This is a genomic window from Comamonas aquatica (genome assembly GCF_018064205.1).
GTDB lineage: Bacteria > Pseudomonadota > Gammaproteobacteria > Burkholderiales > Burkholderiaceae_C > Comamonas > Comamonas aquatica.
This window is the reverse complement of record NZ_CP072916.1, coordinates 1,412,541-1,439,300: the sequence shown is the minus strand read 5'-3', so window position 1 is coordinate 1,439,300 and position 26,760 is coordinate 1,412,541. Positions and strand designations below refer to the sequence as shown.

Below are 26,760 nucleotides of genomic sequence, written 5' to 3'. Positions count from 1 at the left end.
ACACCCGCACGATGGACCCCGTCTGCGGGTGCGCTTTTTTTCTCGCTGCAGATGATCACCCTGAAAAACGTCACCCTGCGCCGCGGCACCAAAGTGGTGCTCGACAGCGTCAACGCCACCATCAACCCCGGTGAACACGTGGGTCTGGTCGGCCGCAACGGTGCCGGCAAATCCTCGCTGTTCGCCCTGCTCAACGGCACGCTGCACGAAGACGGCGGCGACTTCTTCATCCCGACGCAGTGGCGCATGGGCCAGGTGGCCCAGCACATGCCCGAGACCGAGGACTCCGCCACCCAGTTTGTGCTGGACGGCGACACCCGCCTGATGGAAGTGCAGGCGCGCCTGCAGGCCGCCGAACAGGCGGGCGACGGCATGGCCATCGCCCAGGCCCATGCCGACCTGCAGGACGCCGGCGCCCACGACGCCACGGCGCGCGCCCAGGCGCTGATCCTGGGCCTGGGTTTCAAGACCGGCGAGTTGAACCAGCCCGTCAACAGTTTCTCCGGCGGCTGGCGCATGCGCCTGCAGCTGGCGCGCGCGCTGATGTGCCCCTCCGACCTGCTGCTGCTGGACGAGCCCACCAACCACTTGGACCTGGACGCCCTGGTCTGGCTGGAAGCCTGGCTCAAGCGCTATCCCGGCACCATGATCGTCATCTCGCACGACCGGGAGTTCCTGGACGCGGTGACCACCGTCACCCTGGAGCTGGCCAGCGGCCAGATCACGCGCTACGGCGGCAACTACAGCAAGTACGAAGAGCTGCGCGCCCAGCAGCTGGAGCTGCAGCAGTCGGCGTTCGAGAAGCAGCAGGACAAGATCGCCCACCTGCAGAAGTTCATCGACCGCTTCAAGGCCCAGGCCACCAAGGCCAAGCAGGCCCAAAGCCGCGTGAAGATGATCGAGCGCATGGAAAAAGTGGCGCCGGTACTGGCCGATGCGGAATTCACCTTTGAATTCAAAGCCCCGGCCAGCCTGCCCAACCCCATGCTGGCGATCACCGATGCCAGCTTCGGCTACACCGACGAGGCCGGCCAGACCACCACCATCCTGCAGGGCGTGAGCCGCTCCGTGCTGGCGGGCCAGCGCATCGGCATCCTGGGCGCCAACGGCCAGGGCAAGTCCACCCTGGTCAAGACCATCGCCCGCACCATGCAGGCCCTGGGCGGCAAGATCACCGAGGGCAAGGGGCTGAACATCGGCTACTTCGCCCAGCAGGAGCTGGACGTGCTGCGCCCGGACGAAGACCCGCTGCAGCACATGACGCGCCTGGCCAAGGACCTGGGCGCCGACGCCCCCGCCGCCAGCCGCGAGCAGGACCTGCGCAACTGGCTGGGCACCTTCAACTTTACCGGCGACATGGTCAAGCAGACCGTGGGCAGCATGAGCGGCGGCGAAAAGGCCCGCCTGGTGCTGGCCATGATCGTCTGGCAGCGCCCCAACCTGCTGCTGCTGGACGAACCCACCAACCACCTGGACCTGGCCACGCGCGAGGCCCTGGCCATGGCCATCAACGACTTCGATGGCACCGTCATGCTGGTCTCGCACGACCGCCACCTGCTGCGCGCCGTGTGCGAGGACTTCTGGATGGTGGGCCGCGGCGTGGTCGGCCCGTTCGATGGGGACCTGGACGACTACCAGCGCTACCTGCTGGACGAATCCAAGCGCCTGCGCGAAGAAGCCAAGCTGGCCGAACAGGCCACCGCCGTGCCCACCAGCAGCGCCAGCGACGCCGGTACAGCCCCACCGGTCGACCAGCGCGAAGCCCGCCGCCTGGCCGCCGCCGCGCGCCAGCAACTGGGGGAAAAGACCAAGCCGCTGAAGAAGGAGCTGGAGCAGGTCGACAAGCAGATGGCCACCCTGTCGAGCGAAAAAGCCGCGCTGGAGGACAAGCTGGCCACGCCGCTTGCGCCAGCCGACATCGCCGAAGCCGGCAAGCGCCTGAAAACCGTGGGCGACGCCCTGGATACGCTGGAAGAGCGCTGGCTGGAGCTGAGCGAACAGATCGAGCAGCTGACGCAGGAAGCCGGCCTGGCCGGCTGAACCCGGTAGCCCCGTGTGCCTGCGGCCCCGGCCCTGGGTGCACGGTGCAGAACACAAAAAATAGCTGCTCGCGCGCACCCTGCTTTGTTTTCAGAAGATTTCCACTTTGAAAACAAGGCAGGACAAGCGTCAGCAGCTATATTTTTATCCAGGCTTCTACTCAGGCAGCCCATGCATGCTGCGCGGTACCACCAGTACGCAGGTCTTAACGGTTGGTGGCCGCCAGCAGCCCGCCCGCCGCAATGAAGGCCCCGCCCGTCACGCGGTGGAACCAGCGCCCGGGGCCACTGCGACCCAGACGGGCCGCCACCTTGGCGCCGCCGACGGCATAGGCGGACATGATGCTGCCATCCAGCACCATCCAGGTCACCGCCAGGATGGCCAGCTGCCCGGCCACCGGCTCGGCCGGGTTCATGAATTGCGGAAACAGGGCGCTGAAGAACAGCAAATCCTTGGGGTTACCAATGCCCACCATGAAACCCTTGCGGTACAGCTGGCCCCAGGTGGCCGAGGGCAAGGAGGTGGCGGGCACGGCCACCTCGGCGGACTGCGTCGCTGGCGGTGCAGGGACGGCCTGGGGCCGGCTGCGCCAGGTGCTGATGCCCAGATAGACCAGGTAGGCGGCGCCGGCCCACTTGATCGCGTGGAACAGCGTGTCGGAAGCCGCAATCACCGCCCCCAGGCCCAGGGCCGACAACAGCATCAGCGTCATCGAGGCGGTAATCCCCCCCAGCACCGTGCCCAGGGTGCGGCGCACACCGTGGCTCACGCCGTGCGAGACGCACAGCAGGGCCGACGGCCCGGGCGACACGATCAGCGCCCCCGCCAGAGAGACATACAGCAACCAGAGATTCCAGGACATCGCACCCACCCGCCTTCAGACAGCAAAGCCTTCGATTCTAGGCAATCCGCACGCGCTGCGGCCCCCTGAACGCGCCGCAGACACATCGCGCAAACAGGCGGCCGAACACCCCACATTTTTTTACGTCAACGTGTCAACGCGGGCGATTCACCCCACGTTGTTGGTCATACATAAGGAGTACATCCCCCATGACCGCAACCACCATCCTGTCTGTCTGGCCCGAAGACGAACGCGACCGCAAGCGCTGCCCAGCCCGCCTGTGATGGCCGTTGCTGCCACGGCGGCCCCGGGCTGCAGACCACGGCCCACTGAGTTCTCCCTCCCCCTGTGATTGCCCCTGTCAACCCAGAACGGTTGCACAGCGTTGAATCTGCAAAGGACACCACCATGAACACCATTGCCTCGATCTGGCCCGAAGACGAACGTGACCGCAAGCGCGCTCCCCTGCGCGGTTGAAGCCTCTTGCTGCAGGCGGCCCACGCTGCCTGCCCCTACAGCCCGCTCTGCCAGCGGGCTTTGTTTTGGGCCCAGGCTTGTTACAAACTGGGACGCTTCATGCAAACGCTTGCGTCCCCACCGTCAACCCGAAAGCCCCGCAACACGTTGAACAGGTACAAAGGAGTGAAACGATGACACAACCCCAAATTCTGTCTGCCTGGCCCGAAGATGAACGCGACCGCAAGCGCGCACCAGCCCGCCTGTAAGGCCGCAGACCGTGCCAACCGGCGCAGCCGGTGACTTGGCCGATACTTCGCAAGTTTCCTGTTCTCCATGAAAAAAGCCCGCGCAATGCGGGCTTTTTGCTGGGCACCAGAAGTGCTCAGTGCATGTGCAGACCACCGTTGACCGAGAAATCGGCGCCGGTCGAGTAGCTGCCATCTTCCGAGGCCAGCCACGAGACGATGGACGCAATTTCCCGGGGCTCGCCTAGGCGCTTGACGGGGATGGTGCCCACGATCTTGTCCAGCACATCCTGGCGGATCGCCTTGACCATGTCGGTGCCAATGTAGCCCGGGCTGACGGTGTTCACCGTGACGCCCTTGCTGGCCAGCTCCTGCGCCAGGGCCATGGTGAAGCCATGCATGCCCGCCTTGGCCGCCGAGTAGTTGGTCTGTCCGGCCTGGCCCTTGGCGCCGTTGACCGAGCTGATGTTGATCACCCGGCCCCAGCCCTTTTCCACCATGTCGCCCACGACCTGCTTGGTCACGTTGAACATGGAGTTCAGGTTGGTCTCGATCACAGCCTGCCAGTCGTCCGGGGTCATCTTCAGGAACATGCGGTCCCGCGTGATGCCGGCGTTGTTCACCAGCACATCGATGCTGCCATGCTCCTGCTTGGCCTGGCCGAAGGCCTCGACGGTGGAAGCCCAATCTCCGACGTTGCCGACGGAGGCGTAGAAGGTGTAGCCCAGGGCCTTTTGCTCGTCCAGCCACTTCTGGAAGTCGCGAGTGGGGCCGCAGCCCGCAATCACTTTGAAACCATCGTCATGCAGACGCTGGCAAATGGCAGTGCCAATGCCGCCCATCCCTCCGGTGACATACGCGACTTTCTGACTCATTGCTGATCTCCTTGTACTTGCTGTACTTGCGTTGCTCAAATCCGTATCAATGACTGTAGCGGGCCCGCCTCTCCAGACGCGTTGCGGTTAACCCGCTGGCCACTGTCGTGCGGCGGCCACGCCACAGTCCTTGCACATGCTTAGCGCTCAACCGCCAGGGCCACGCCCATGCCGCCGCCGATGCACAGTGCCGCGACGCCCTTCTTGGCATCCCGGCGCTGCATTTCGTGCAGCAGGGTCACCAGCACGCGGCAGCCCGAGGCCCCGATGGGGTGGCCAATCGCGATGGCACCACCATTGACATTGACCTTGTCCGCATCAATGCCCAGCACCTTGTTCACGGCGCAGGCCTGGGCGGCGAAGGCTTCGTTCAACTCAAACAGGTCCACATCACCGACCTGCCAACCCGCGCGCTGCAGCGCCTTGCGCGTGGCGGACACCGGCCCCATGCCCATGGTGGCGGGGTTCAGGCCGCTGGTGGCATAGGCCTTGATCGTAGCCAGGGGCTTCAGGCCGAGGGCGGCCGCCTTGCTGGCCGACATCACCACCACGGCGGCCGCGCCGTCGTTGATACCCGAGGCATTGCCTGCGGTCACCGTGCCGGCCTTGTCAAAGGCCGGCTTCAGGCTGGCCAGCGCCTCGGCGTTGGTCTTGCGGTTGATGTACTCGTCCGCTTCAAACACCAGTGGGTCGCCCTTGCGCTGGGGAATGAGCACGGGCACGATTTCATCCTTGAACTTGCCCGCGTCCTGCGCCGCGGCGGCCTTGTGCTGGCTGCCGATCGCCAGCTCATCCTGCTGGCCGCGCGAAATGTCGTTTTCCTTGGCCACGTTTTCGGCGGTGATGCCCATGTGATACTGGTTGTACACGTCCCACAGGCCGTCCAAGATCATCGTGTCCTGCATCCTCCAGTCACCCATGCGCTGGCCTTCGCGCGAGCCCTGCAGCACGTGGGGCGACAGGCTCATGTTTTCCTGGCCGCCCGCCACCACGATTTCGCTGTCACCGGTCGCCACGGCCTGGGCCGCCAGCATCACAGCCTTCAGGCCCGAGCCGCACACGGCGTTGATGGTCAACGCCGGCGTTTCCTGGGCCACGCCGGCCTTCATCATGGCCTGGCGCGCAGGGTTCTGGCCAACACCGGCCGTGAGCACCTGGCCCATGATGACTTCCCCCACCTGGTCCAGCGGCACCTGGGCGCGCTGCAAGGCGGCCTTGATCACGGTGGCGCCCAGATCGACGGCCGGCACTTTGGCCAGGCCTCCCCCAAACTTGCCCACGGCAGTGCGCACGGCGGAAACGATGACGATGTCTTCCATGTGATGGGTCCCTTGTCGTTGATTGATTCTGCGCCGCGGCCCGTGTTGCTCTGCGTACAGCACACCCCCTGGGCCGGCGGCAATTCACATTGTGCAGGGGTTCTGTGTCAGTCAGGCCTTTTGCAGCACATAACGGCCGGGTGCCGGCTCGATGGCCTTGTACTGGTTGCCCTTGCCATAGCGCTTGGGGGCGGCCACCAGCTTGCCAGCATGCCCCTTGAGCCATGCGGACCAGTCCGTCCACCAGCTGCCCGGATGCTCTTGCGCTCCCTGCAGCCATTCGGCATGCGTGGCGGGCAAGGCGCCATCGGCGCGAATCCAGTGGCTGCGCTTGTTCTTGGCGGGTGGGTTGATGACGCCGGCAATATGCCCGGACGCGCCCATCACGAAACGCTTCTCGCCCGGGAACACCTGGGTGGATGCGTAGGAACCGCCAATCGGCACGATGTGGTCCTCGCGCGAACCGTAGATGTACAGGGGCACGTCCACACGGCCCAGATCCAGAGCCTGGCCACACACCGTCAGATGCCCGGGTTTGACCAGGTTGTTCTCCAGGTACATGTTGCGCAGGTACCAGGCATACCAAGGGCCGGGCAGGTTGGTGGCATCACTGTTCCAGTACAACAGGTCGAAGGGCGGCGGGGTCTCGCCCTTCAGGTAATTGCCGACCACGTAGTTCCAGACCAGGTCGTTGGGGCGCAGAAAGCTGAAGGTAGAGGCCAGCTCCTGGCCTTGCAACAACCCGCCCTTGCCCATTTGCAGCTCCCGCATCTGGACAAAGGCTTCGTCGATGAAGACATCCAGCACGCCGGTGTCGGTGAAGTCCACCAGGGTGGTCAACAAAGTGGCGCTGGCCACCGGCGCCTGCTGGCGCGCCGCCAGCACGGCCAGGGCCGCCGACAGCATGGTGCCGCCAACGCAAAAGCCCAGGACGTTGATCTGGTCGGCCCCACCGATCTCCTGCGTGACGGCAATCGCCTGGAGCACGGCATGCTCGATGTAGTCGTCCCAGGTCAGGTGGCCCAGCGATTCATCCGGGTTGCGCCAGCTGACGACAAAGGTGCGTAGGCCCTGGCTGACCGCATAGCGGATCAGCGAATTCTCCGGCTGCAGGTCCAGGATGTAGTACTTGTTGATGCACGGCGGCACCAGCAGGAAGGGCCGCTCATGCACCTTGGCCGTGAGCGGCTTGTATTCAATCAACTGGAAGATGTCGTTCTCGTAGACCACCGCACCTTCGCTGGTGGCCACGTTCTTGCCCACTTCGAACACGCTCTCGTCGGTCATCGAGACATGGCCCTGCCCCATGTCGTGCAGCAGGTTCTGGATGCCCTGGGCCAGGCTTTGGCCCTTCGTGGCAATCGCTTTTTGCTGTGCTTCGGGATTCAAGGCCAGGAAGTTGCTGGGCGACATGGCCGCCACCCATTGCTCCACGGCAAAGCGGATGCGCTCGCGCGTCTTGGCGTCGGCCTGCACGGCCTCGGCCATGCCGGTCAGGGCCTGGGCATTGAGCAGGTAGGCATTCGCCGTCCACGCGGACAAGGGGTTCTCGGCCCAGGCGGCCGCGCCGAAGCGCTTGTCCTTGAGGGCCGAAGGCTGGGCCACGCCCTGGCTCCAGAGTGCGGTGGCTTCGCGCACGTAGTGCTGTTGCAGTTCCTGCAGCTTGGCCGCATCCAACTGCACTGCGACAGGACCCGCAGCGCCAGCAGGCGCTGTCGGAAAGGCCGCCACAGCCTTGGCCCACTGGTCGGCAAAGAATTGCTGGAACTGTTGTGCGCTCTGATCCCAAGAAGCTTCCGAAGCCATGTTGTCTCCTGTGTGTGCAGGCCAGCACGGTGCGTGCTGTGCTGCTGGATTGATTGTTGCGCAGCAGCATGTGTCTGGCAATCCAGCGCCGCCCCTGCCCCAAGCAAAAACCGGGCTCATTGACGCGAATCAAGCCCACTATCTCCCAGGGACGTGCTGCGTCAGGCACATTTCAACGATGTACCTGATTGTCATTGCCTGGTTCTATGTGACGTTGATGATGGCGCTGGCCGAGGCGGCCAGCCCGCAAGGCAGCATCCTGGGAGCCGTCATCACTTTTGTGCTGTATGGGCTGCTGCCCATGTCCATCCTGGTTTACGTCCTGGGCACGCCCGCGCGCAAACGCCGCCTCAAGGCCCGGAGGGAGGCCGAGCAACGCGCCTGGGATGCAGCCCAAGCGGCCGCCGCCCCGTCAGCGAGTCTTCCAGATACAGGCGGCCATGCGCCCGGTACTGCCGAGGACGCCGGCATCGCGGCGGTGCGAAAAGAACCTTGAAGCGTCGCTGAACGTGCACCAGGCCGGCGTGCCATCGTTGCCATACAGCTGCGCCAGACCCAGTTGCGCCAACCGCCGCCGGGCCAGGCCCGACAGGTCGGCCATCCACTTGCCCGGAGCCCCGTCACGCGCCTGAAAGCATGGGCCGGCACCCGCGTCACGGCCGGTGAACGCTGCCCGAACGTCCTCCCCCACCTCGAAGGCTTGTGGGCCGATGCACGGTCCCAGCCAGACCTGGGTCTGCGCAGCCAGTGCAGCATCGGCAGGCAGGCCCAGCTGGCGAGCATAAGCCAGCCACAGGGTCTCCAGGACACCATGCCCGTCCTGGCCCGCCAGCCCGCGCCAACCGGCATGCGCCGCTGCCACGACCCGGCCCGAGCGATGGGCCATCAGCACGGGCAGGCAATCGGCCACCATGATGGTGCAGACCATGCCGACCTGGTCGGTGACACAGGCGTCGAAGGCCTGCGCCTGCGGCACGCCCTCCTCCAGCACCTGCACCCCACAGCCGTGCACCTGCTGCATGAAGACCGGCTGCACCAACCGGTCGGCGGCGTCCTGGATCACGCGGCCCAGCAACCGGCGGTTGGCCGCCACCGCCTGCGGGGCATCGCCCACATGGTCGCCCAGGTTCATCGTGTCCCATGGCGGCGCGCTCATGCCCCCCTGGCGTGTGGTGAACAAGGCCTGCACACCGGGGAGGGCAGGCCAGTCGGGCTGCAGCCATTGCTGCAAAAGATGCTTGGTATCAGTCACGCAGGCAGCATACCCTGCCCAATCGGCGCCAGAACTCATGGCACACTTTCGGCTTCCATCGCTTTGTCTGTTTTGCCATGCAGTTTGCGTTCCCCCCCGCCCCCCAGGCCTCGTTGCCGATTGTTGATAGCACCGACCGTTTCCCCGTGCACCGCATCTACTGCGTGGGCCGCAACTACGCCGAACATGCCAAGGAGATGGGCTTTACCGGCCGTGAAGCCCCCTTCTTCTTCATGAAGCCCGCCGACGCGGTCGTGGCCCCCACAGGCGATGCCCCCGTGCAGATGCCCTACCCCAGCCTGACCAGCAACCTGCACCACGAAATTGAGCTGGTGGTGGCGATTGGCAAGGGCGGCAAGAACATCCCGGCCAGCGAGGCCTTCGCACACATCTGGGGCTACGCCGTGGGCCTGGACATGACCCGCCGCGACCTGCAAAACGAGATGAAGAAGCAAGGCCGCCCCTGGTGCATTGGCAAGGCCTTCGAGTACAGCGCGCCCATCGGCCCTGTCACCCCCGCCGCCCAGGCTGGCAATATCGAACAGGCTGACATCTGGTTGCAGGTCAACGGCCAAGACCGCCAGCGTAGCCAGATCGGTCAGCTGATCTGGAACATTGCCGAAACCATCGAACACCTGTCCCAGGCCTGGGAGCTGCAACCGGGCGACCTGATCATGACCGGCACCCCCGAAGGCGTGGGTGCCGTGCAGGTGGGCGACCTGCTGGAAGGCGGCATCACCGGGCTGACCCCACTGCGCGTATCCATCACGGCTTGACGCCCGGCATGTACCAGCGCCCCGCCATCCAGTTCTGCAGCCTCTGCGGCCACGCCACGCGCCACGCCATCCCCGACGATGGCGACACGCGCGTGCGCGCCATCTGCACCGGCTGTGGCACCGTGCACTACCAGAACCCGCTGAACGTGGTGGGGGCGATTCCCGTGGCCGACGATGGCCGCATCCTGCTTTGCAAGCGCAACATCGAGCCCCGCTGGGGCAAGTGGACCTTGCCCGCCGGCTTCATGGAACTGGGCGAAACCGCCAGCCAGGGCGCCGCGCGCGAGACGGACGAGGAAGCCGGCGCCGACATCGAGATGGGCCGGCTGTTTTCCGTCATCAGCGTGCCCCGCGTCGGCCAGGTGCACCTGTTCTACTGCGCGCGCCTGCGCAGCGACATGCTCGACCCCGGGCATGAAACGATTGAAGCACGCCTGTTCCATGCCGACGACATCCCCTGGGACGAACTGGCATTTCGCACCGTCAGCGTCACCCTGCAGCGCTACCTGGAAGACCGCCAAGCCGGCCTGACCCAGGTGCACAGCATCGACCTCGACTGAGCCCACCCCTGGCGTTGCCCCCTGAGGGTCGCATGCCAGGGCCTGCTGCCCCCGACGCACTCCTCCCCCCTACGTCCTGACCGTGGGCACGGCAGGCAGGCAGGCAGCGCCCTTGCACAAGCCCTGTCACGCCGGCAGCCAGGCGTGCGTTCGGCTTCCCCTTTCAGCTTTGACCGCTGTCTGGCTGGTGACACCCAGCCCCTGTGCGCAGGGCTTGCGTGGCCCGACTTTTGCATCCGTTTCAAAAAGTAGAAGCGGGACTGACTTCATGAACGTTCCGCACATTGCACGCAAGGAGGGCTGACATGGCACGAGACAACGACATCCATATCGACACTTTCATCCCCTACATGCGGGATGTCGCACGCTGCGAACGATCCTTGCACGAGCTCAACCTGCTGTGGCGCCTGATCGAATCCTCCGCCAAGATGAACTGCGCCGAAGAAGCCCACAGCATGCTGCCCATGATGGCCGCCACGCGCGAAGGCTTCCAGCGGCTGGAGCTGGACCTGGTGCACTCCATGGTCTCCGAATCGGTCCACGAGGTCATGTCGGAGATCGCCACCTGCGCCCACCACGTCATCGACATCGTGGTGCGCAATCTGTACGAACGCACCGCCGATGTCGGCTTCCTGGCCACGGACCGCACGTTGTGCAACTACGTGGCCGGCATCACCGATGGCCGCGGCATCATGGAACGGCTGGGCGAATACCGCAGCAAGTACACGGTCTACGACGAGATCATGCTCATCAACACCGAGGGCACGGTGCTGGCGCAGATCGACGAATCCTCGCCCGTGGAAGGCAGCCTGGACCCGCTGCTGGCGCAGACGCTGGCCAGCGACGGCTACCTGGAAACCTTCCGCGCCTGTGACCTGCGCCCGCACAAGCAGCAGGCCCTGCTGTACACCCAGCGCATGCTGCACCCCAGCACGGGCGAACCCTGCGGGGTGCTGTGCCTGTCCTTCGACTTCGAGGGCGAAATGGCCGGCATCTTTGCCGGCAGCAGTGCCGCCCAGGGGCGCAGCGTCGCCCTGCTGCTGAACGCCCAGAACCGGGTCATCGCCAGCAGCGACAGCGACTGGATCGCGCTGGGGGTGAAGCTGCCCACCAACCAGGATGGTGCACCGCATCTGTATACACACTCGGGTCGCACCTACCTGGTGCAAACCGTCTCCGCCACGGATTACCAGGGCTACCCGGGGCCAGAGGGGTGGAAGGGCCAGGTCATGATCCCAATCGAGCAGGCCTTCGGCACCAAAATCATGCGCTGCATCGACAACCTGCCCCAAGATGTGGCGCAAGGCCTGCTGGGGCACGCCAAGAGCTTTTGCCCACCGCTGTACGACATCATCAAGGCGGCCGATGCCATCCGCCGCGTGGTCTGGAACGGCCAGGTCATGACGGCGGGACAGCGCGGCGGCTCCAGCCGGCTCAAGTCGGTGCTGGAGCAGATCGGGGAAACCGGGGCGCGCACGAACGTGGTGTTCACCCAGTCCATCCGCGACCTGTACGACACCGTGCTCAGCGCCGGCCTGCGCGACAGCCAGTCGCTGACCCAGCTGCTGGTCGACCTGCTGGACCGCAACCTGTACGAGCGCGCCAACGACTGCCGCTGGTGGGCACTGTCACCGGTGCTGCGCCAGCTGCTCTCGCACACCGCGGCGCAGGGTGCTCCCAGTGCGGAGCTGCTGGAGCAGGCCACGCGCGTGCTGGAGCACATCAACAGCCTCTACACCGTCTACACCCGGCTGATGGTCTATGACCGCCAGGGCCGCATCCTGTGCACCAGCCACCCCGACATGGCCAGTGGCCACAGCGTGCTGGAGCAGCACATCGACCCGGCGACGCTGGCGGCCGTGCTGCAGCTCAAGGACAGCCAGCAGTACCACGTCAGCCCCTGGAGCGATGCCCAGGCCGGCGCGGAAGGCGCCACCTACGTCTACCACGCCGCCATCCGCCAGGAGGGCGACAGCAGCGTGACCGTGGGCGGCATTGCGATTGTCTTCAACGCCATCCCGGAAATGCAGGCCATGCTGAGCAATGCCCTGGTGGGCAAGCCCAAGAACCAGGCGCTGTACGTCAACCGCCAGGGCCTGGTGCTGGCCAGCACCGACCCCGCCTCGCCACCCGGCAGCACCGTGCAGCTGCCCTCCCCGCGGCTGCTGCAGGTGCAGGCCGGCCAGAGCGAGGCCGTGATCGCGGTCCACCAGCAGCAGTACAGCATCGTGGGGGCCAGCGTGTCGCGCGGCTACCGCGAGTTCAAGACCACGGACGGCTACAGCGACGATGTGCTGGCCCTGTCCATCGAGACCTTCGGCCAAGTGGAAACCGACACCCACGGCTTGGTGCAGGCCGCGCACGCGGTGGACGGCACAGGCAGCGGCATCGGCGGTGTGGAAATGGCCACCTTCTATGTGGGTGCCCAGCTGTTTGCCCTGCGCGCCGAGTCCGTGCTGGAAGCCCTGCCCGCAGCGGCCATCAGCCCGGTCTCCGCCGGCCGCCTGCCCTATTGCCTGGGCACGCTGGCGCGCCATGCCCAGGGGCAGGTCACGGGCTACGTCTGGGTGTTCGATCTGGGCGAGCTGCTCACGGGCCAGCGCACCCGGCTGACGGAACAAAGCCAGGTCGTGGTGCTGGAACACGGCGCGCGCAAGCTGGGCGTGCTGGTCAGCGCCCTGCATGGCGTGCACCACTTCGAGCACGCCAGCATCATCGCCGCCCCCAGCATGACCGGCGGGGGCGACATGCTGGTCAGCGAATTGATCAAGGCCAACCAAGGCGCGCTGCTGGTGCAGTGCGTCAACCCGCACAGCCTGCTCAACACCCTGCAGCGCAAACCCGGCGAGGTGGCCGTCGCCACGCCGGCCGTGGAGTGACCGACCTCAGCGCGGCAGCGGCGGGGCCACCGGTGTGTGGCGCAGTCCGCTGAAGCAGGCCGCCAGCACGGCAAAACCGCCGGCCAGCCACATTGCACGCTGCTCAGCCAGCCCCTCGGTGCCGGGCCACAGCACAAAGCAGGCGGCCAGGCAGACCGCCCCCAGGCCCTGGCCGGTGTGGCGGGCCGACCCCAGCATGCCGCTGGCCGCGCCGCTGCGGTGCACCGGGGCCGAGGTCACGATGGTGTGGTTGTTCGGCGACTGGAACATGGCAAAACCGGCGCCACACAGGGCCATGCGCCAGGCCACGTCCCAGACTGCCACGCCGATGGGCAGCAGCGCCAGCGCCCACAGCCCGCTGGCAAACAGCGCCATGCCCATGGCCCCCAGGCGCCCGGCTGGAATGCGCCCAATGCGCCGCCCCACCAGCGGCGCCACCACCGCCAGCGCCACCGGCCAGGCGCTGATCAGCAGGCCCGCGCGCCCGGTGCTCAGGCCATGGGTTTCGATCAGCAGGAATGGCAGGGCCAGAAATGCCATGGTCTGCGCGCTGAAGGCGCTGATGGAGGCCCCCATCGACAAGGCAAACACGGGGATGCGCAGCAGGTCCAGCGGCAGCATGGGTTGCGCCTGCCGCTTTTGCCGGCGCACATACCAGCAACCCGCGGCCAGGCCCAACGCCAGCCACAGCCCCGCCCAGGCCAGGCTGGAGGTGCCGGGCTGGTAATGGCTGATGCGGTCCAGCGCCAGAAAGATGGCACCGAACATCAGCACGTTCAAAACCACATCCAGCCAGGACAGCCCCGCCTGTGCGGCCCGGCCCGCGTGCGGCGGGGGCAAGGCCTTGCGGCCCAGCCAGCACACCCACAGCGACAGCGGCAGGTGCAGGCTGAACAACCAGCGCCAGTCGAACTGGGTCAGCACCGCTGCGGCCAGCACCGGCCCGGTGACCGTGCTGAGCGCCACCACCATGGAATTCAGCGCCATGCCCTGGCCCAGCAGGCCGCGCGGGTAGATCTGCCGCACCAGGGCGCCGTTGACGCACAGCGCCCCGGCCATGCCCATGCCCTGCAGGGCCCGGGCCACGATCAGCCAGGGCAAGGAAGGCGCCAGCGCCGCCAGCACGCTGGCCAGCCCGAACACCAGCATGCCCCACAGGTACACGCGCTTGTAGCCCAGACGGTCGCCCAGGGCCGCCAGCGGCAGCAGCAGCACCAGGGACGCGATCTGGTTGGCATTCACCACCCACAGGGTGTAGGCCGGGTCGATCTGCCACTGGCGCGCCATCTGCGGCAGCGCCAGGTTCAGCATGGTGCTGTCCAGCACACAGAGCATCAGGCCGCACACGATCACCGCCATGGCCAGTTGGCGGGCACGCCCCTGCATGCCATCGGGCGCTTCAGGCGCGGGCGTTGCGGACACAGTAGAAAGACTCATATTGCATAGCTGTCAGGACTGATGGAATCAGCGTTTCCAGCCAATTTGGTAATAAAAAAACCCCGCACGGCTGGCGGGGTGGCAGCGGCCCCGGAAGCGGGCTCAGAGCTGCTGGATCACGACCTGGCCGAAGCCCGAGCACGAGACCTGCGTGGCGCCGTCCATCAGGCGCGCGAAGTCGTAGGTCACCTTCTTGCTCTGGATGGCCTTTTCCATGGCCTGGATGATCAGGTCCGCGGCCTCGGTCCAGCCCAGGTGGCGCAGCATCATCTCGGCGCACAGGATCATGGAGCCCGGGTTCACATAGTCCTTGCCGGCGTACTTGGGCGCCGTGCCGTGCGTGGCCTCGAACACCGCCACCGCACCCGACATGTTGGCGCCGGGGGCAATGCCGATGCCGCCCACCTGCGCAGCCACTGCGTCCGAGATGTAGTCGCCATTCAGGTTCAGGGTGGCGATCACGCTGTACTCGGCCGGGCGCAGCAGCACCTGCTGCAGGAAGGCGTCGGTGATGCTGTCCTTGATCAGGATGTGCTTGCCGGTCTTGGGGTTGGGCACCTGCACCCAGGGGCCGCCGTCGATCAGCTCACCGCCGAACTCCTGCAGCGCCAGCTCGTAGCCCCAGTCCCGGAAGCTGCCTTCCGTGAACTTCATGATGTTGCCCTTGTGCACCAGGGTGACCGAAGGCTTGTCGTGGTCGATGGCGTACTGGATGGCCTGGCGCACCAGGCGCTGCGAGCCTTCCTTGGACACGGGCTTGATGCCCAGGCCCGAGGTCTCGGGGAAACGGATCTTGTCGATGCCCAGCTCGTCGCGCAGGAAGTCGATCAGCTTGCGCGCCTTGTCGGTGCCGGCGGCAAATTCGATGCCGGCGTAGATGTCTTCCGAGTTCTCGCGGAAGATGACCATGTCGGTCTTCTCGGGCTCGCGCACGGGCGAAGGCACGCCCTTGAAGTAGCGCACCGGGCGCAGGCAGACGTACAGGTCCAGCGCCTGGCGCAGCGCCACGTTCAGCGAACGGATGCCGCCGCCCACGGGCGTGTTCAGCGGGCCCTTGATGGACACCACGTACTCGCGCACGGCATCCAGAGTCTCCTCGGGCAGCCACACGTCGGGGCCGTAGACGCGCGTGGATTTCTGGCCGGCGTAGACCTCCATCCACTGGATCTGGCGCGCGCCGCCATAGGCCTTGGCCACGGCCGCGTCCACCACCTTGCGCATCACCGGCGTGACATCCCCCCCCACGCCATCGCCTTCGATGAATGGAATGATGGGCTGCAGCGGCACGTTCAGCGACATGTCCGCATTGACCGTGATCTTCTGGCCGTGCGCAGGGATCTGGATGTGGGTGGTGGTGCTCATAAAAAGACGGTCTCCGGGCTCTGATTCCAAGGCCCATGCAGGGCTTGCATGGTGTGGCGGGTTTATTCTAGGGGAGCTTGTGCCGCGCTCCAGGCTTGCGCAGGCGCCTGCATGACACTGCACAATAGCCGCATGAACGCATTGCCCCATCGACGCATCCTTGGCTGGGCCCTGATGGCCTGGCTGTCCGCCACGCTGAGCGCCCACGCCCAGTCCTCGAACGAACCCCAGATGCACCTGCCGCGCACCGAGCTGCGCGCCGGCATGTACCGCATCGATGCCCAGGTGGCACAGCGCTTTGCCGACCGCCAGCACGGCCTGATGTTCCGCCAGAGCATGCCGGCACACGAAGGCATGCTGTTCGTGTTCGAGCAGCCCGCCGTGCAGTGCTTCTGGATGAAGAACACGCTGATCCCGCTGACCGCGGCATTCGTTGCCGACGATGGCACGATTGTCAACTTGGCAGACATGCAGCCGCACGACGAGAACTCGCACTGCTCGGCCAAGCCCGTGCGCTTCGTGCTGGAGATGAACCAGGGCTGGTTCAAATCCAAGCACATCCAGGCCGGCGCCAAACTGACCGGCGCGCCTTTCAAGCCCTGAGGCACACCGCCCCAGCATTCCACAAAAAAAGAGCTGCCAGCCCACACAGGCGCTGGCAGCTCTTTTTTTCATGGCCCGCCGAACAGCTTCAGCGGGCCTAACTCACCCTCAGGCCAACGCAGCGATTGCGGCGTTGAAGGTGGCGCTGGGGCGCATCACGGCGTCCAGCTTGGACAGGTCGGGCTGGTAGTAGCCGCCGATGTCGGCCGCCTTGCCTTGCACGGCGCCCAGTTCGGCCACGATCTTGGCTTCGTTCTCGGCCAGGGCCTGGGCCAGGGGCGCGAACTTGGCCGCCAGGCCTGCGTCTTCGGTCTGCGACGCCAGGGCCTGGGCCCAGTACAGCGACAGATAGAACTGCGAGCCGCGGTTGTCGATCTGGCCGACCTTGCGCGATGGCGACTTGTTCTCGTCCAGCAGCTTGCCGGTGGCCTGGTCCAGGGTCTTGGCCAGCAGCTTGGCCTGGGCGTTGCCGGTCTTGATGCCCAGGTCTTCCAGCGACACGGCCAGCGCCAGGAATTCACCCAGCGAGTCCCAGCGCAGGAAGTTCTCTTCCACCAGCTGCTGCACGTGCTTGGGCGCGGAGCCACCGGCACCGGTTTCGTACATGCCACCACCGGCCATCAGCGGCACGATGGACAGCATCTTGGCCGAGGTGCCCAGTTCCATGATGGGGAACAGGTCGGTCAGGTAGTCGCGCAGGATGTTGCCAGTCACCGAGATGGTGTCCAGGCCACGGGCCACGCGCTCCAGGGTGTAACGCATGGCGCGCACCTGGCTCATGATCTGGATGTCCAGACCCGTGGTGTCGTGGTCCTTCAGGTACTTCTGCACCTTCTTGATCAGCTCGGCTTCGTGCGGACGATAGGCGTCCAGCCAGAACACGGCGGGCATGCCGGAGTTGCGGGCGCGGGTCACGGCCAGCTTCACCCAGTCGCGGATCGGCGCGTCCTTGACCTGGCACATGCGCCAGATGTCGCCGGCTTCCACGTTCTGCGACAGCAGCACTTCACCGGTGGCCAGATCGACGATGTTGGCCACGCCGTCTTCCTGGATCTCGAAGGTCTTGTCGTGCGAGCCGTACTCTTCGGCCTTTTGCGCCATCAGACCCACGTTGGGCACGGTGCCCATGGTGCGGGGGTCGAAGTTGCCGTGCCACTTGCAGAAGTTGATCATCTCCTGGTAGATGCGGGCAAAGGTCGACTCGGGCATCACGGCCTTGCAGTCGTAAGGCTTGCCGTCGGCACCCCACATCTTGCCGCCCTGGCGGATCATGGCGGGCATGGAAGCGTCCACGATGATGTCGTTGGGCGAATGGAAGTTGGTGATGCCCTTGGCGGAATCCACCATGGCCAGCGCAGGACGGTGTTCCTGGCAGGCGTGCAGGTCACGGATGATCTCTTCGCGCTTGGAGGCAGGCAGCGTCTCGATCTTCTCGTACAGCGTGGACATGCCGTTGTTCACGTTGATGCCCAGCTCGTCAAACAGCTTGCCATGCTTCTCGAAGGCTTCCTTGTAGTAGATCTTCACGCAGTGGCCGAACACGATGGGGTGAGAGACCTTCATCATCGTGGCCTTGACGTGCAGCGAGAACAGGATGCCGGCTTCCTTGCAGTCGTCCAGCTGCTTTTCATAGAAGTCGCACAGCGCCTTCTTGCTCATGAACATCGAGTCGATGATCTCGCCGTCCTTGAGTGCCACTTTTTCCTTCAGCACGATGGACTGGCCGGACTTGGTCTCCAGCACCATCTTCACGTCACGGGCCTTGTCCAGGGTCATGGACTTTTCGCCGTGGTAGAAGTCGCCTTCGTGCATGTGCGAGACGTGGGTCTGCGACCACTGCTTCCACTCGGCCATCGAGTGGGGGTGCTTCTTGGCGTAGTTTTTCACGGCCGCAGGTGCGCGGCGGTCGGAGTTGCCTTCACGCAGCACGGGGTTCACGGCCGAACCCAGGCACTTGCCATAACGGGCCTTGATGGCCTTTTCTGCGTCATTGGCAGGGTTCTCGGGGTAGTCGGGGATGGCGTAACCCTTGCCTTGCAGCTCCTTGATGGCGGCTTGCAGCTGCGCCACGGAGGCCGAGATGTTGGGCAGCTTGATGATGTTGGCTTCTGGTGTCAGCGTCAGCTGGCCCAGTTCGGCCAGGGTGTTGGGCACACGCTGGTTCTCGGGCAGCAGGTCGCTGAACTCGCCCAGGATACGCGCCGCCACGGAAATGTCGCTGGTCTCGACATTCACGCCAGCAGTGGAAGCGAAAGCTTGCACGACGGGCAGGAATGCGCTGGTGGCCAGACGGGGCGCTTCATCCGTCAGGGTGTAGATGATGGTGGATTGCTGTGTTGTCATCTCTTGCTTTTGGCTCAATGGATTGCTGGGATGTGGATAGGCCTTCGTCGCCTGCTCCCGACCGGGTTGCCCACTGCGCGCAGCGGTCTTGCCTGTGCCTGAAGCCACAGTTAATTTCGCATGACTGAAGCGGACTCCCACTATGCAAAATTCTAACCGTTGATCCACAGTTTTTCGCAAGTCTTGTAGAAGAGTTAGCGAAAAAGTCTTCTATAAGACCTGATGGACGCACACAGGGTTTTGTGCTTGCCCCTGTGCAATCTACCAGGGCAGTAAAAGAAAAGCCCGCGGGCTTTCACCAGCGGGCTTGACCGACCTCACGGTCCGCGATGACAGGCTAATGTCAGGCAGCGAAGTTGGTTTCGGCAAACTTCCAGTTCACCAGGTTGTTCAGGAAGGTTTCCACGAACTTGGGACGCAGGTTGCGGTAGTCGATGTAGTACGCGTGTTCCCACACGTCCACGGTCAGCAGGGCCTTGTCGGCGGTGGTCAGGGGGGTGCCAGCAGCGCCGGTGTTGACGATGTCCACGGAACCGTCGGCCTTCTTCACCAGCCAGGTCCAGCCGGAACCGAAGTTGCCCACGGCCGACTTCACGAAGGCTTCCTTGAAGGCATCAAAGCTGCCCCACTTGGCGTTGATGGCATCGGCCAGCGCGCCGCTGGGTGCACCGCCACCGTTGGGGGCCATGCAGTTCCAGAAGAAGGTGTGGTTCCAGATCTGGGCTGCGTTGTTGTAGATGCCGCCGGAAGACTTCTTGACGATTTCTTCCAGGGTCATGGATTCAAACTCTGTGCCCTTTTGCAGGTTGTTCAGGTTCACCACGTAGGCATTGTGGTGCTTGCCGTGGTGGTACTCCAGAGTTTCCTGGCTGTAGTGGGGGGCCAGGGCATCGATCGCATAAGGCAATGGGGGCAGGGTGTGTTCCATGCTGAATCCTCGTCGTGGTTCAAATAGTTAGAAGAAAAGCTGCACTGCACATTGCGCGCAGCGTGGAGAAGGGGCGCGTGTATTTTGACGTGGCGCAAACTACCTGCGGTGTCAGCCATTGTAGGAAGAAGATCGGCGGCGTGCAGCTAAAACTTAAATCCCTTCGCTATCAAAGCCAAAGCAGCCCACAGCCTGACACCAAGCCCGGACAGCCCCTGCCGCCCGGCACACCGGCGGCACGGATCGGGCCTGCGTTGGCGCTCACAGCAGCTTGGGCTGCGTCACCGTCACGTCCAGGCTGCCGTCGGCCAGCAGGGCTTTCAGGGCCGCCCCCACCGGGGCCTGGCCGACACGCGACACCACCTGCCCGCTGGGCGTGGTCAGCACGCTGTAGCCGCGCTCCAGCACGCGCTGCGGGTTCAGCAGCTCCAGCCGCAGGCCCAGTTGTTCCAGGCGCTGGCGATGGCGCTGCAGTTGGCGCTGGGTTTTTTGAGAAAAATCAGCCTCTAGCGCTTGATAGGACTGCGCTTGCCGCTGCACTTTCATGAGCATTCCGTAGCGCATGCGCTGGCCCAGTTGCGACAGCCGCAGGCGTTGCTGTGCCATGTGCTGGCTGGGCCGCCCCAGGCGCTGGGTGGCCGCATCCAGCCGCTGCCCCTGGCGGTCGATGTGGCGCAGCACGGCATCCTGCAGGCGCTGCTGCACCAGGGCCAAGCCCTCCTGCCAGACTTGGCGCGGCTGCGCCACCAGTTCGGCCGCGGCCGTGGGCGTGGGCGCGCGCAGGTCGGCGCAGAAGTCGGCAATCGTGAAATCGGTTTCGTGCCCCACCCCGCTGATCACGGGCACCGGGCTTTGCACGATGGTGCGTGCCACGCGCTCGTCGTTGAAGGCCCACAGGTCTTCCATGGAGCCACCGCCGCGCACCAGCAGGATCACATCGATGGGCGGCACCCCGGGCTCGCCCTGGCGCTGTGCCAGACCGTACAGCTGCTGCAGGGCCCGGCTGATCGACGCGGGCGCCTCCGCCCCCTGCACCAGCGAGGGTGCCAGCAGCACCGGAATGTGCGGCACCCGCCGGTGCAGCGCCGTCACCACATCGTGCAGCGCGGCCGCGCCGGCCGAAGTCACCAGACCAATACCGCGCGGCATGACCGGCAGGTGCCGCTTGCGCGCAGCGTCGAACAGGCCCTCGGCCTCCAGCTGGGCCTTGACGCGCAGGAACTGCTCGAACAACGCGCCCTGGCCGGCACGCTGCAGGCTGTCCACGATCAATTGCAGCTCGCCGCGCTGCTCGTACACACCCAGCTTGCCGCGCACCTCCACCAGCTCGCCATCGCGCGGCAGAAAGTCCAGCGCCGAGGCGGCACGGCGAAACATGGCGCAGCGCAGCTGCCCGGCCACGTCCTTGATGCTGAAGTAGCAGTGCCCGCTGCCCGCGCGGGAAAAACCCGTGATCTCACCGCGCACGCTGACGGGGTTGAAGCGCGCCTCCAGGCTGTCGGCAATCGCGCGGCACAGCGCCCCCACCTCCCAGACACGGGATGTGGCGGTGGCAGCGGAGGGGCGGTCAAAGAGGGACATGGGCACAAACATCCGGCGGATGCAGAAAACAACAGCCCGCCGCAGCAATCCGGTGCAGACTGGGCGGCGCAGCGAATTGCACGGAATCCACCGCTGCGATCACTGCGCAGCGCAGGGGCTGCGCGATAATGCGCGGCTGCACGCACACAACATACGCACGGGAGAAAAAGTTGCTGTCGATCATACAGGCCGCTGGCTGGCCCATCTGGCCTCTTATTGCATGTTCCATCTTCGCCCTGGCCCTGGTTTTTGAGCGTTTCATATCCCTCAAGACCTCGCGCGTGGCACCGCCCCAGTTGCTGGACGAAGCCATGGCCGTGTCCAAGGATCGCCTGCCGTCCAAGGACACGGTGCAGCAACTGGCCCAGAACAGCGCCCTGGGCGAGGTGCTGGCCAGTGGCCTGCAGCAACTGCACGCCCACCCCCAGAGCACCGAGGACGAGCTGCGCGCACGCATGGAATCCAGCGGCCGCGCCGTGGCCCACCGCCTGGAAAAATACCTCAGCGCGCTGGCCACCATCGCCTCGGCCGCCCCACTGCTGGGCCTGCTCGGCACGGTGATCGGCATGATCGAGATCTTCGGTTCCCAGTCCGGCGCGGGCGCCATGGGCACGGGCAACCCCGGCCAGCTGGCACACGGCATTTCGATCGCGCTCTACAACACCGCCTTCGGCCTGATCGTGGCCATTCCCGCTCTGATTTTCTGGCGCTACTTCCGCAGCCGCGTCGATGGCTATGTGCTGCAGCTGGAGCTGTCCAGCGAGCAGTTCGTGCGCCACCTCAGCCGCCTGCGCAGCAAATAAGGCGGGGCTGGCCATGGCACTGAACTTTCGCCCCCGACGCACGGAAGAACCGGAGATCAACCTGATCCCCTTCATCGACGTGCTGCTGGTGGTGCTGATCTTCCTGATGCTGAGCACCACGTTCAGCAAGTTCACCGAAATGCAGCTGACCCTGCCCACGGCCGACGCCGAGCAGATGCGCAACCGCCCCAAGGAAGTGATCATCACCATCGCCGCCGATGGCCGCTACGCGGTCGACAAGACCGCGCTGGAAGACCGCTCGGTGGACGCCATCGCCAGTGCGCTGGCCGGCGCCGCCCCGGCGGGTGGCGAAAGCATCGTCATCATCAGCGCCGATGCGGCCGCCCCCCACCAGTCGGTGATTTCCGCCATGGAAGCCGCGCGCCGCGCGGGACTGACCCAGATCACCTTCGCCACCCAGTCCGCCGCCGCGGGCAAATAAGCCAGGCCCGCCGCATGCCCGCACCCGCCCACCAGGGCACCCGCTCGGACCGGCTGCGCGCCATCTGGCGCCACCGCGGGCTGGCCGCCTGGGCCCTGCGGCCGCTGGCCGGCCTGTACGGCACCCTGTCCGGCCTGCAGCGCGCGCTGTATGCCTGGGGCCTGCGCCGGGCCCAGCACCCCGGCGTGCCCGTGGTCGTGATCGGCAACGTGATTGCCGGCGGCGCGGGCAAGACCCCGGTCACCCTGGCCACCGTGGCCCACCTGCAGGCCCGCGGGCGGCGCCCTGGCATCATCTCGCGCGGCTATGGCCGCAGCACCCAGGATGTACGCCAAGCCACCCCCGACGCCAGCCCACAGGAGGTGGGCGATGAACCCCTGCTGATGGCCCGCGCCAGCGGCGTGCCGGTGTTTGTGGCGCGCCAGCGCATCGATGCGGCCCGCGCCCTGCTGGCCGCCTACCCCGACACCGACATCCTGGTCTGCGACGACGGCCTGCAACACCATGCCCTGGCGCGCGACCTGGAAGTGTGCGTGTTCAACAGCGACGGCGTGGGCAACGGCTGGCTGCTGCCAGCCGGCCCCTTGCGCGAGCCCTGGCCGCGCCCGGTCAGCGCCGTGCTGCACGCGGCGGCCACGCCCCCGGCTGGCACGCCTGCGGACACCCCCTGCTTTGGCTTGCAGCGCCAGTTGGCCCCGTTCGCCCTGACGCGCGACGGCCAGCGCGTGCCCTTGGCCGGCCTGCAGGGCCTGCGCCTGCACGCCCTGGCGGCGATTGCCCGCCCGGAAGACTTTTTTGCCATGCTGCGCGCACAGTCTCTGGAACTGGCGCACACCGAAGCCCTGCCCGATCACTACAATTTTGAAAGCTGGCAACGCTCGTCAGATTTAGGCTTGCAGGTGATTTGCACCGAAAAGGATGCCGTCAAGCTGTGGCCCCACGTGCCCCAGGCCCTGGCCGTGCCGCTGCACCTGCGCATCGCGCCCGGTTATTTCGACCTGCTGGACGCGCGGCTGTGCCTATCATCGACCCCATTGAACACCAACCCTTAATACGCCCATGGACCCCAAACTGCTTGAACTCCTGGTTTGCCCCGTCACCAAAGGCCCGCTGCGCTTTGACAAGGAGCGCCAGGAACTGATCTCGCACAGCGCCCGCCTGGCCTACCCCGTGCGCGACGGCATCCCGATCCTGCTGGAGAACGAGGCGCGCCCCCTGGAAGACAGCGAGCTGGAGGCCTGAGCGCCGTGAGCTTCACCGTCCTGATCCCGGCCCGCCTGGCCTCCAGCCGTCTGCCCAACAAACCCCTGGCCGACATCGCCGGCCTGCCCATGGTGGTGCGCGTGGCCCTGCAGGCCCGCCAAAGCGCCGCCCAGCGCGTGGTGGTGGCCGCCGACAGCCCGCTGATTGCCGAGGCCTGCGCCGCACATGGCATCGACGCCGTGCTGACCCGTGCCGACCACCCCAGCGGCAGCGACCGCCTGGCCGAGGCCTGCACCCTGCTGGGCCTGGATGGCAATGACCTGGTCGTCAACGTCCAGGGGGACGAACCCCTGATCGACCCGGCCCTGATCGACGCTGTGGCCCAGGTGCTGGCCGGTGCACCCAGCGCCAGCATGGGCACGGCAGCCCATCCGATTGCCAGCCGGGACGACTACCTGAACCCCAACGTGGTCAAGGTGGTGTGCAACGCCCAGGGCCTGGCCAGCTATTTCAGCCGTGCGCCCATCCCCTTCCACCGCGACCAGGCCGGCACCCAGTGGTGGGATACGCACAGCAGCTTCGCGCCGCTGCGCCACGTCGGTATATACGCATACAAGGCGGGGTTTTTGCGCAACTTCCCGCAGCTCACGCCCGCGCCCACCGAAGGCGTGGAAGCGCTGGAGCAGCTGCGGGCGCTGTGGCATGGCCACCAGATCGCCGTGCACCTGACCTTGCAGGCGCCGGGCGCCGGCGTCGACACGCCGGAAGACCTGGCGCGCGTGCGCGCCATGCTGCAACCGTCTTGAACCATCAATTTTCAGAAATTTCTGAAAATTGAACGAAAAATAAGAGCAGTTAGCGCACGGTTACCAAGGCTTTGCATGTAACTCGATTTGCAAACCGCCATCCATCGTGCGCTGACCGCTCCTGTTTTGCAGATCAGCCACATCCTGTCTTGTACAAGACATGCACGGCTTTCATAACCACCCCAGGCTTTGCACATAATCTGCAAGCATTGTCTGCCGCCGCTGTCAAGCCGCACGGCAGCCGCCACCCCGGGTCTGCACCGAGGACCGTCGTGCCCGATTTGTAAGTCATCGACAAGGGCGCGCGTGCTATCCTTGAACGGATATCAGCGGTTGCCGCCAGCCTTTTCCGGTTGCAGAAAAGCCGTTGCACCGCCAAGAATTTCTACATATCGAGGATCTCCATGAAACTGATTTTGTTGGGCGCACCCGGCGCCGGCAAAGGCACACAAGCCGCCTTCATCTGCCAGAAGTTCGGCATCCCCCAAATCTCCACCGGTGACATGCTGCGCGCCGCCGTCAAGGCCGGCACCCCCCTGGGTCTGCAAGCCAAGGCCGTGATGGACGCCGGCCAGCTGGTCAGCGACGATCTGATCATCAACCTGGTCAAGGAACGCATCGCCCAGCCCGACTGCGCCAACGGCTTCCTGTTTGACGGTTTCCCCCGCACCATTCCCCAGGCCGACGCTATGAAGGCCGCCGGCGTGAAGCTGGACTACGTGCTGGAAATCGACGTGCCCTTCGATGCCATCATCGAGCGCATGAGCGGCCGCCGCAGCCACCCCGCCTCGGGCCGCACCTACCACGTCAAGTTCAACCCGCCCAAGGTGGAAGGCAAGGACGACGTGACCGGTGAAGACCTGGTGCAGCGTGAAGACGACAAGGAAGAAACCGTCAAGAAGCGCCTGGATGTGTACAGCAGCCAGACCCGCCCCCTGGTGGACTACTACAGCAACTGGGCCAAGGCCGACGCCGCCGCCGCCCCCAAGTACCGCGCCATCAGCGGCATGGGCAGCGTGGAAGACATCACCGCCCGCGCACTGCAAGCTCTGTCTTCCTGATCAGGCCACCGCTGCGGAGCACGCTCCGCGCGCGCAAAAAATACAAGGTTGGTGGCGACACCAGCCTTTTTTGCGCCCAAAAGTCCTGGCGGCCAATCATCCCGGTTGATAGCAGTCCACGCGCACCCGCATGGCCCCACAAGCCTCCAACACCTAGGCTTGGTGCGTCTGCTGGAGCAATTCCAGCATCAGGCTGATCCGGGCCTTGAGCGGACTCAGTGGGCTGACCAGCGGATCCTCCTCGCCCTGCGCCTGCACGATCCGCCCCTGCTCACAGCGCGTGCTGCGCCAGACCCGCACCCCACGGTCCTGCGCACGCTGCAAGGCCTGCTGCAGCGCCTGGTGCACCGAGCCATTGCCCGTACAGGCCACCACCAGCCCCTGCACCCCAGCCGCCACCAGGGCATCAACCGCTGCCGGGCGCGCTCCCGCCGTGCTGGTCACAATTTCTACCCAGGGCCAGCCCTCGGCCGCCGGCCACGCCTTGCATGCAGCGGTGCACGGCAAGGCGGCCTCGCCGCCACCCGCCCAGCGCATGCGCCCTTCTTCCACCCACCCCGCAGGCCCGGCCTCGCCAGAGGTGAAAGCATGCACACGGTAGGGGTGGGCCTTGTGCACCTGCTGCGCACTGTGCACCTGCCCGGCCGCCACCGCCCACACCCCGGCCCGGCCCTGCACCATGCAAGCCAGGGCATCGCGCAGATTGGCAGGCCCATCGGCAGACAAGGCCGTGGCCGGGCGCATGGCACAGGTCAACACCACCGGCTTGGCCGGTTGCAGGACGCACTGCAGAAACCAGGCCGTCTCCTCCAAGGTGTCCGTGCCATGCGTGATCACCACACCAGCCACCTCAGGCTGCAGCAGCCAACGCTGGCAGGCCTGGGCCAGCTGCAGCCACACGGTGACATCCATGTCCTTGCTGTCCAGTTGCGCCACCTGCTCCAGCTCCAGGGACCAGCCCTGGGGCACCGCCTGATCCGCAATCGGCTGTAGCAACTGCGCAACGCCCAACTGCCCCGCCTGGTAGCCCACGCCACCGCCCTGTGCATCCCCCAGGCCAGCGATGGTGCCCCCCGTTCCCAAGATAGCGATTTTTCTGCCTTCAGACACTTGCGCCCCTCACAAAACTGGTTAAAAAT

At 65.6% G+C, this 26,760-nt stretch carries 23 protein-coding genes; 12 read left to right on the top strand and 11 right to left on the bottom strand.

Annotated elements, in window-relative coordinates; all coding sequences use genetic code 11:
- Positions 1-51 precede the first annotated feature (51 nt).
- Positions 52-2,040: an ABC-F family ATP-binding cassette domain-containing protein gene (locus KAQ61_RS06725; RefSeq protein WP_210930898.1), complete on the top strand. Its 1,989-nt coding sequence runs from the start codon at positions 52-54 to the stop codon at positions 2,038-2,040.
- Between the two features lie 205 nt (positions 2,041-2,245).
- Here the strand turns inward: KAQ61_RS06725 and KAQ61_RS06720 are convergent, their stop codons facing one another.
- From KAQ61_RS06720 to KAQ61_RS06705, 4 genes are all read right to left on the bottom strand, one after another.
- Entirely contained in the window at positions 2,246-2,902 is a 657-nt protein-coding gene (locus KAQ61_RS06720) for a LysE family translocator (RefSeq protein WP_210930897.1), read from the bottom strand.
- An 820-nt stretch (positions 2,903-3,722) separates the two neighbouring features.
- Positions 3,723-4,460 (bottom strand): acetoacetyl-CoA reductase, encoded by a 738-nt coding sequence (gene phbB, locus KAQ61_RS06715; protein WP_042418188.1) that lies wholly within the window; start codon positions 4,458-4,460, stop codon positions 3,723-3,725.
- Positions 4,461-4,600: 140 nt separating this feature from the next.
- On the bottom strand, positions 4,601-5,779 hold the full coding sequence (locus tag KAQ61_RS06710) for an acetyl-CoA C-acetyltransferase (protein WP_210930895.1): 1,179 nt from the start codon (positions 5,777-5,779) through the stop codon (positions 4,601-4,603).
- Positions 5,780-5,890: 111 nt separating this feature from the next.
- The gene (locus tag KAQ61_RS06705) at positions 5,891-7,585 is read right to left on the bottom strand and encodes a PHA/PHB synthase family protein (protein WP_210930893.1); all 1,695 of its coding nucleotides are present in this window, start codon (positions 7,583-7,585) and stop codon (positions 5,891-5,893) included.
- Between the two features lie 178 nt (positions 7,586-7,763).
- Here KAQ61_RS06705 and KAQ61_RS06700 point away from each other — a divergent pair, with 178 nt between their 5' ends.
- Positions 7,764-8,081, top strand: a complete 318-nt coding sequence (locus tag KAQ61_RS06700) for a hypothetical protein (protein WP_210931762.1) — start codon at positions 7,764-7,766, stop codon at positions 8,079-8,081.
- Here the strand turns inward: KAQ61_RS06700 and pgeF are convergent.
- Complete coding sequence (gene pgeF, locus KAQ61_RS06695) at positions 7,998-8,837, bottom strand: peptidoglycan editing factor PgeF (RefSeq protein WP_244983009.1); 840 nt, start codon at positions 8,835-8,837, stop codon at positions 7,998-8,000. The genes KAQ61_RS06700 and pgeF overlap by 84 nt on opposite strands.
- Before the next feature lie 77 nt (positions 8,838-8,914).
- On the opposite strand from pgeF, the gene KAQ61_RS06690 reads away from it, so the two are divergent.
- From KAQ61_RS06690 to KAQ61_RS06680, 3 genes are all read left to right on the top strand, one after another.
- Positions 8,915-9,613, top strand: coding sequence for a fumarylacetoacetate hydrolase family protein (locus KAQ61_RS06690; protein ID WP_210930889.1), 699 nt, complete (start codon positions 8,915-8,917; stop codon positions 9,611-9,613).
- An 8-nt stretch (positions 9,614-9,621) separates the two neighbouring features.
- Positions 9,622-10,173: an NUDIX hydrolase gene (locus KAQ61_RS06685; protein WP_045266760.1), complete on the top strand. Its 552-nt coding sequence runs from the start codon at positions 9,622-9,624 to the stop codon at positions 10,171-10,173.
- A gap of 305 nt (positions 10,174-10,478) precedes the next feature.
- Positions 10,479-13,052 carry a chemotaxis protein CheW gene (locus KAQ61_RS06680; protein WP_210930887.1) on the top strand — a complete coding sequence of 858 codons (2,574 nt, stop codon included), beginning with the start codon at positions 10,479-10,481 and terminating at the stop codon, positions 13,050-13,052.
- Between the two features lie 6 nt (positions 13,053-13,058).
- Here the strand turns inward: KAQ61_RS06680 and KAQ61_RS06675 are convergent, their stop codons facing one another.
- Both KAQ61_RS06675 and icd read right to left on the bottom strand, forming a co-directional pair.
- The gene (locus KAQ61_RS06675) at positions 13,059-14,489 is read right to left on the bottom strand and encodes an MFS transporter (RefSeq protein WP_244983008.1); all 1,431 of its coding nucleotides are present in this window, start codon (positions 14,487-14,489) and stop codon (positions 13,059-13,061) included.
- Positions 14,490-14,591: 102 nt separating this feature from the next.
- Positions 14,592-15,851: an NADP-dependent isocitrate dehydrogenase gene (icd, locus tag KAQ61_RS06670; protein WP_210930885.1), complete on the bottom strand. Its 1,260-nt coding sequence runs from the start codon at positions 15,849-15,851 to the stop codon at positions 14,592-14,594.
- Between the two features lie 111 nt (positions 15,852-15,962).
- On the opposite strand from icd, the gene KAQ61_RS06665 reads away from it, so the two are divergent.
- Positions 15,963-16,454 carry a DUF192 domain-containing protein gene (locus KAQ61_RS06665; protein WP_081889011.1) on the top strand — a complete coding sequence of 164 codons (492 nt, stop codon included), beginning with the start codon at positions 15,963-15,965 and terminating at the stop codon, positions 16,452-16,454.
- A 108-nt stretch (positions 16,455-16,562) separates the two neighbouring features.
- Here KAQ61_RS06665 and KAQ61_RS06660 read toward each other — a convergent pair whose 3' ends face one another.
- The 3 genes from KAQ61_RS06660 to xseA form a co-directional block, all read right to left on the bottom strand.
- Positions 16,563-18,797 (bottom strand): NADP-dependent isocitrate dehydrogenase, encoded by a 2,235-nt coding sequence (locus tag KAQ61_RS06660; RefSeq protein ID WP_210930883.1) that lies wholly within the window; start codon positions 18,795-18,797, stop codon positions 16,563-16,565.
- A 343-nt stretch (positions 18,798-19,140) separates the two neighbouring features.
- Complete coding sequence (locus KAQ61_RS06655; protein WP_210930881.1) at positions 19,141-19,725, bottom strand: superoxide dismutase; 585 nt, start codon at positions 19,723-19,725, stop codon at positions 19,141-19,143.
- Between the two features lie 261 nt (positions 19,726-19,986).
- A complete protein-coding gene (gene xseA / locus KAQ61_RS06650) occupies positions 19,987-21,306 on the bottom strand; it encodes an exodeoxyribonuclease VII large subunit (RefSeq protein WP_210930879.1) in 1,320 nt (439 codons plus the stop codon).
- Between the two features lie 170 nt (positions 21,307-21,476).
- Here xseA and KAQ61_RS06645 point away from each other — a divergent pair, with 170 nt between their 5' ends.
- From KAQ61_RS06645 to adk, 6 genes are all read left to right on the top strand, one after another.
- Complete coding sequence (locus KAQ61_RS06645; RefSeq protein WP_183301562.1) at positions 21,477-22,109, top strand: MotA/TolQ/ExbB proton channel family protein; 633 nt, start codon at positions 21,477-21,479, stop codon at positions 22,107-22,109.
- 19 nt (positions 22,110-22,128) lie between these two features.
- Positions 22,129-22,551 (top strand): ExbD/TolR family protein, encoded by a 423-nt coding sequence (locus KAQ61_RS06640; protein ID WP_043378141.1) that lies wholly within the window; start codon positions 22,129-22,131, stop codon positions 22,549-22,551.
- 14 nt (positions 22,552-22,565) lie between these two features.
- Complete coding sequence (gene lpxK, locus KAQ61_RS06635) at positions 22,566-23,603, top strand: tetraacyldisaccharide 4'-kinase (RefSeq protein WP_210930877.1); 1,038 nt, start codon at positions 22,566-22,568, stop codon at positions 23,601-23,603.
- A gap of 7 nt (positions 23,604-23,610) precedes the next feature.
- Positions 23,611-23,793, top strand: a complete 183-nt coding sequence (locus KAQ61_RS06630) for a Trm112 family protein (protein WP_042418233.1) — start codon at positions 23,611-23,613, stop codon at positions 23,791-23,793.
- A 5-nt stretch (positions 23,794-23,798) separates the two neighbouring features.
- Entirely contained in the window at positions 23,799-24,560 is a 762-nt protein-coding gene (gene kdsB / locus KAQ61_RS06625; protein ID WP_210930875.1) for a 3-deoxy-manno-octulosonate cytidylyltransferase, read from the top strand.
- Positions 24,561-24,964: 404 nt separating this feature from the next.
- Positions 24,965-25,621: an adenylate kinase gene (adk, locus tag KAQ61_RS06620; RefSeq protein ID WP_042418237.1), complete on the top strand. Its 657-nt coding sequence runs from the start codon at positions 24,965-24,967 to the stop codon at positions 25,619-25,621.
- Between the two features lie 153 nt (positions 25,622-25,774).
- Here adk and KAQ61_RS06615 read toward each other — a convergent pair whose 3' ends face one another.
- Positions 25,775-26,731, bottom strand: a complete 957-nt coding sequence (locus tag KAQ61_RS06615; protein WP_210930873.1) for an asparaginase — start codon at positions 26,729-26,731, stop codon at positions 25,775-25,777.
- Positions 26,732-26,760 lie beyond the last annotated feature (29 nt).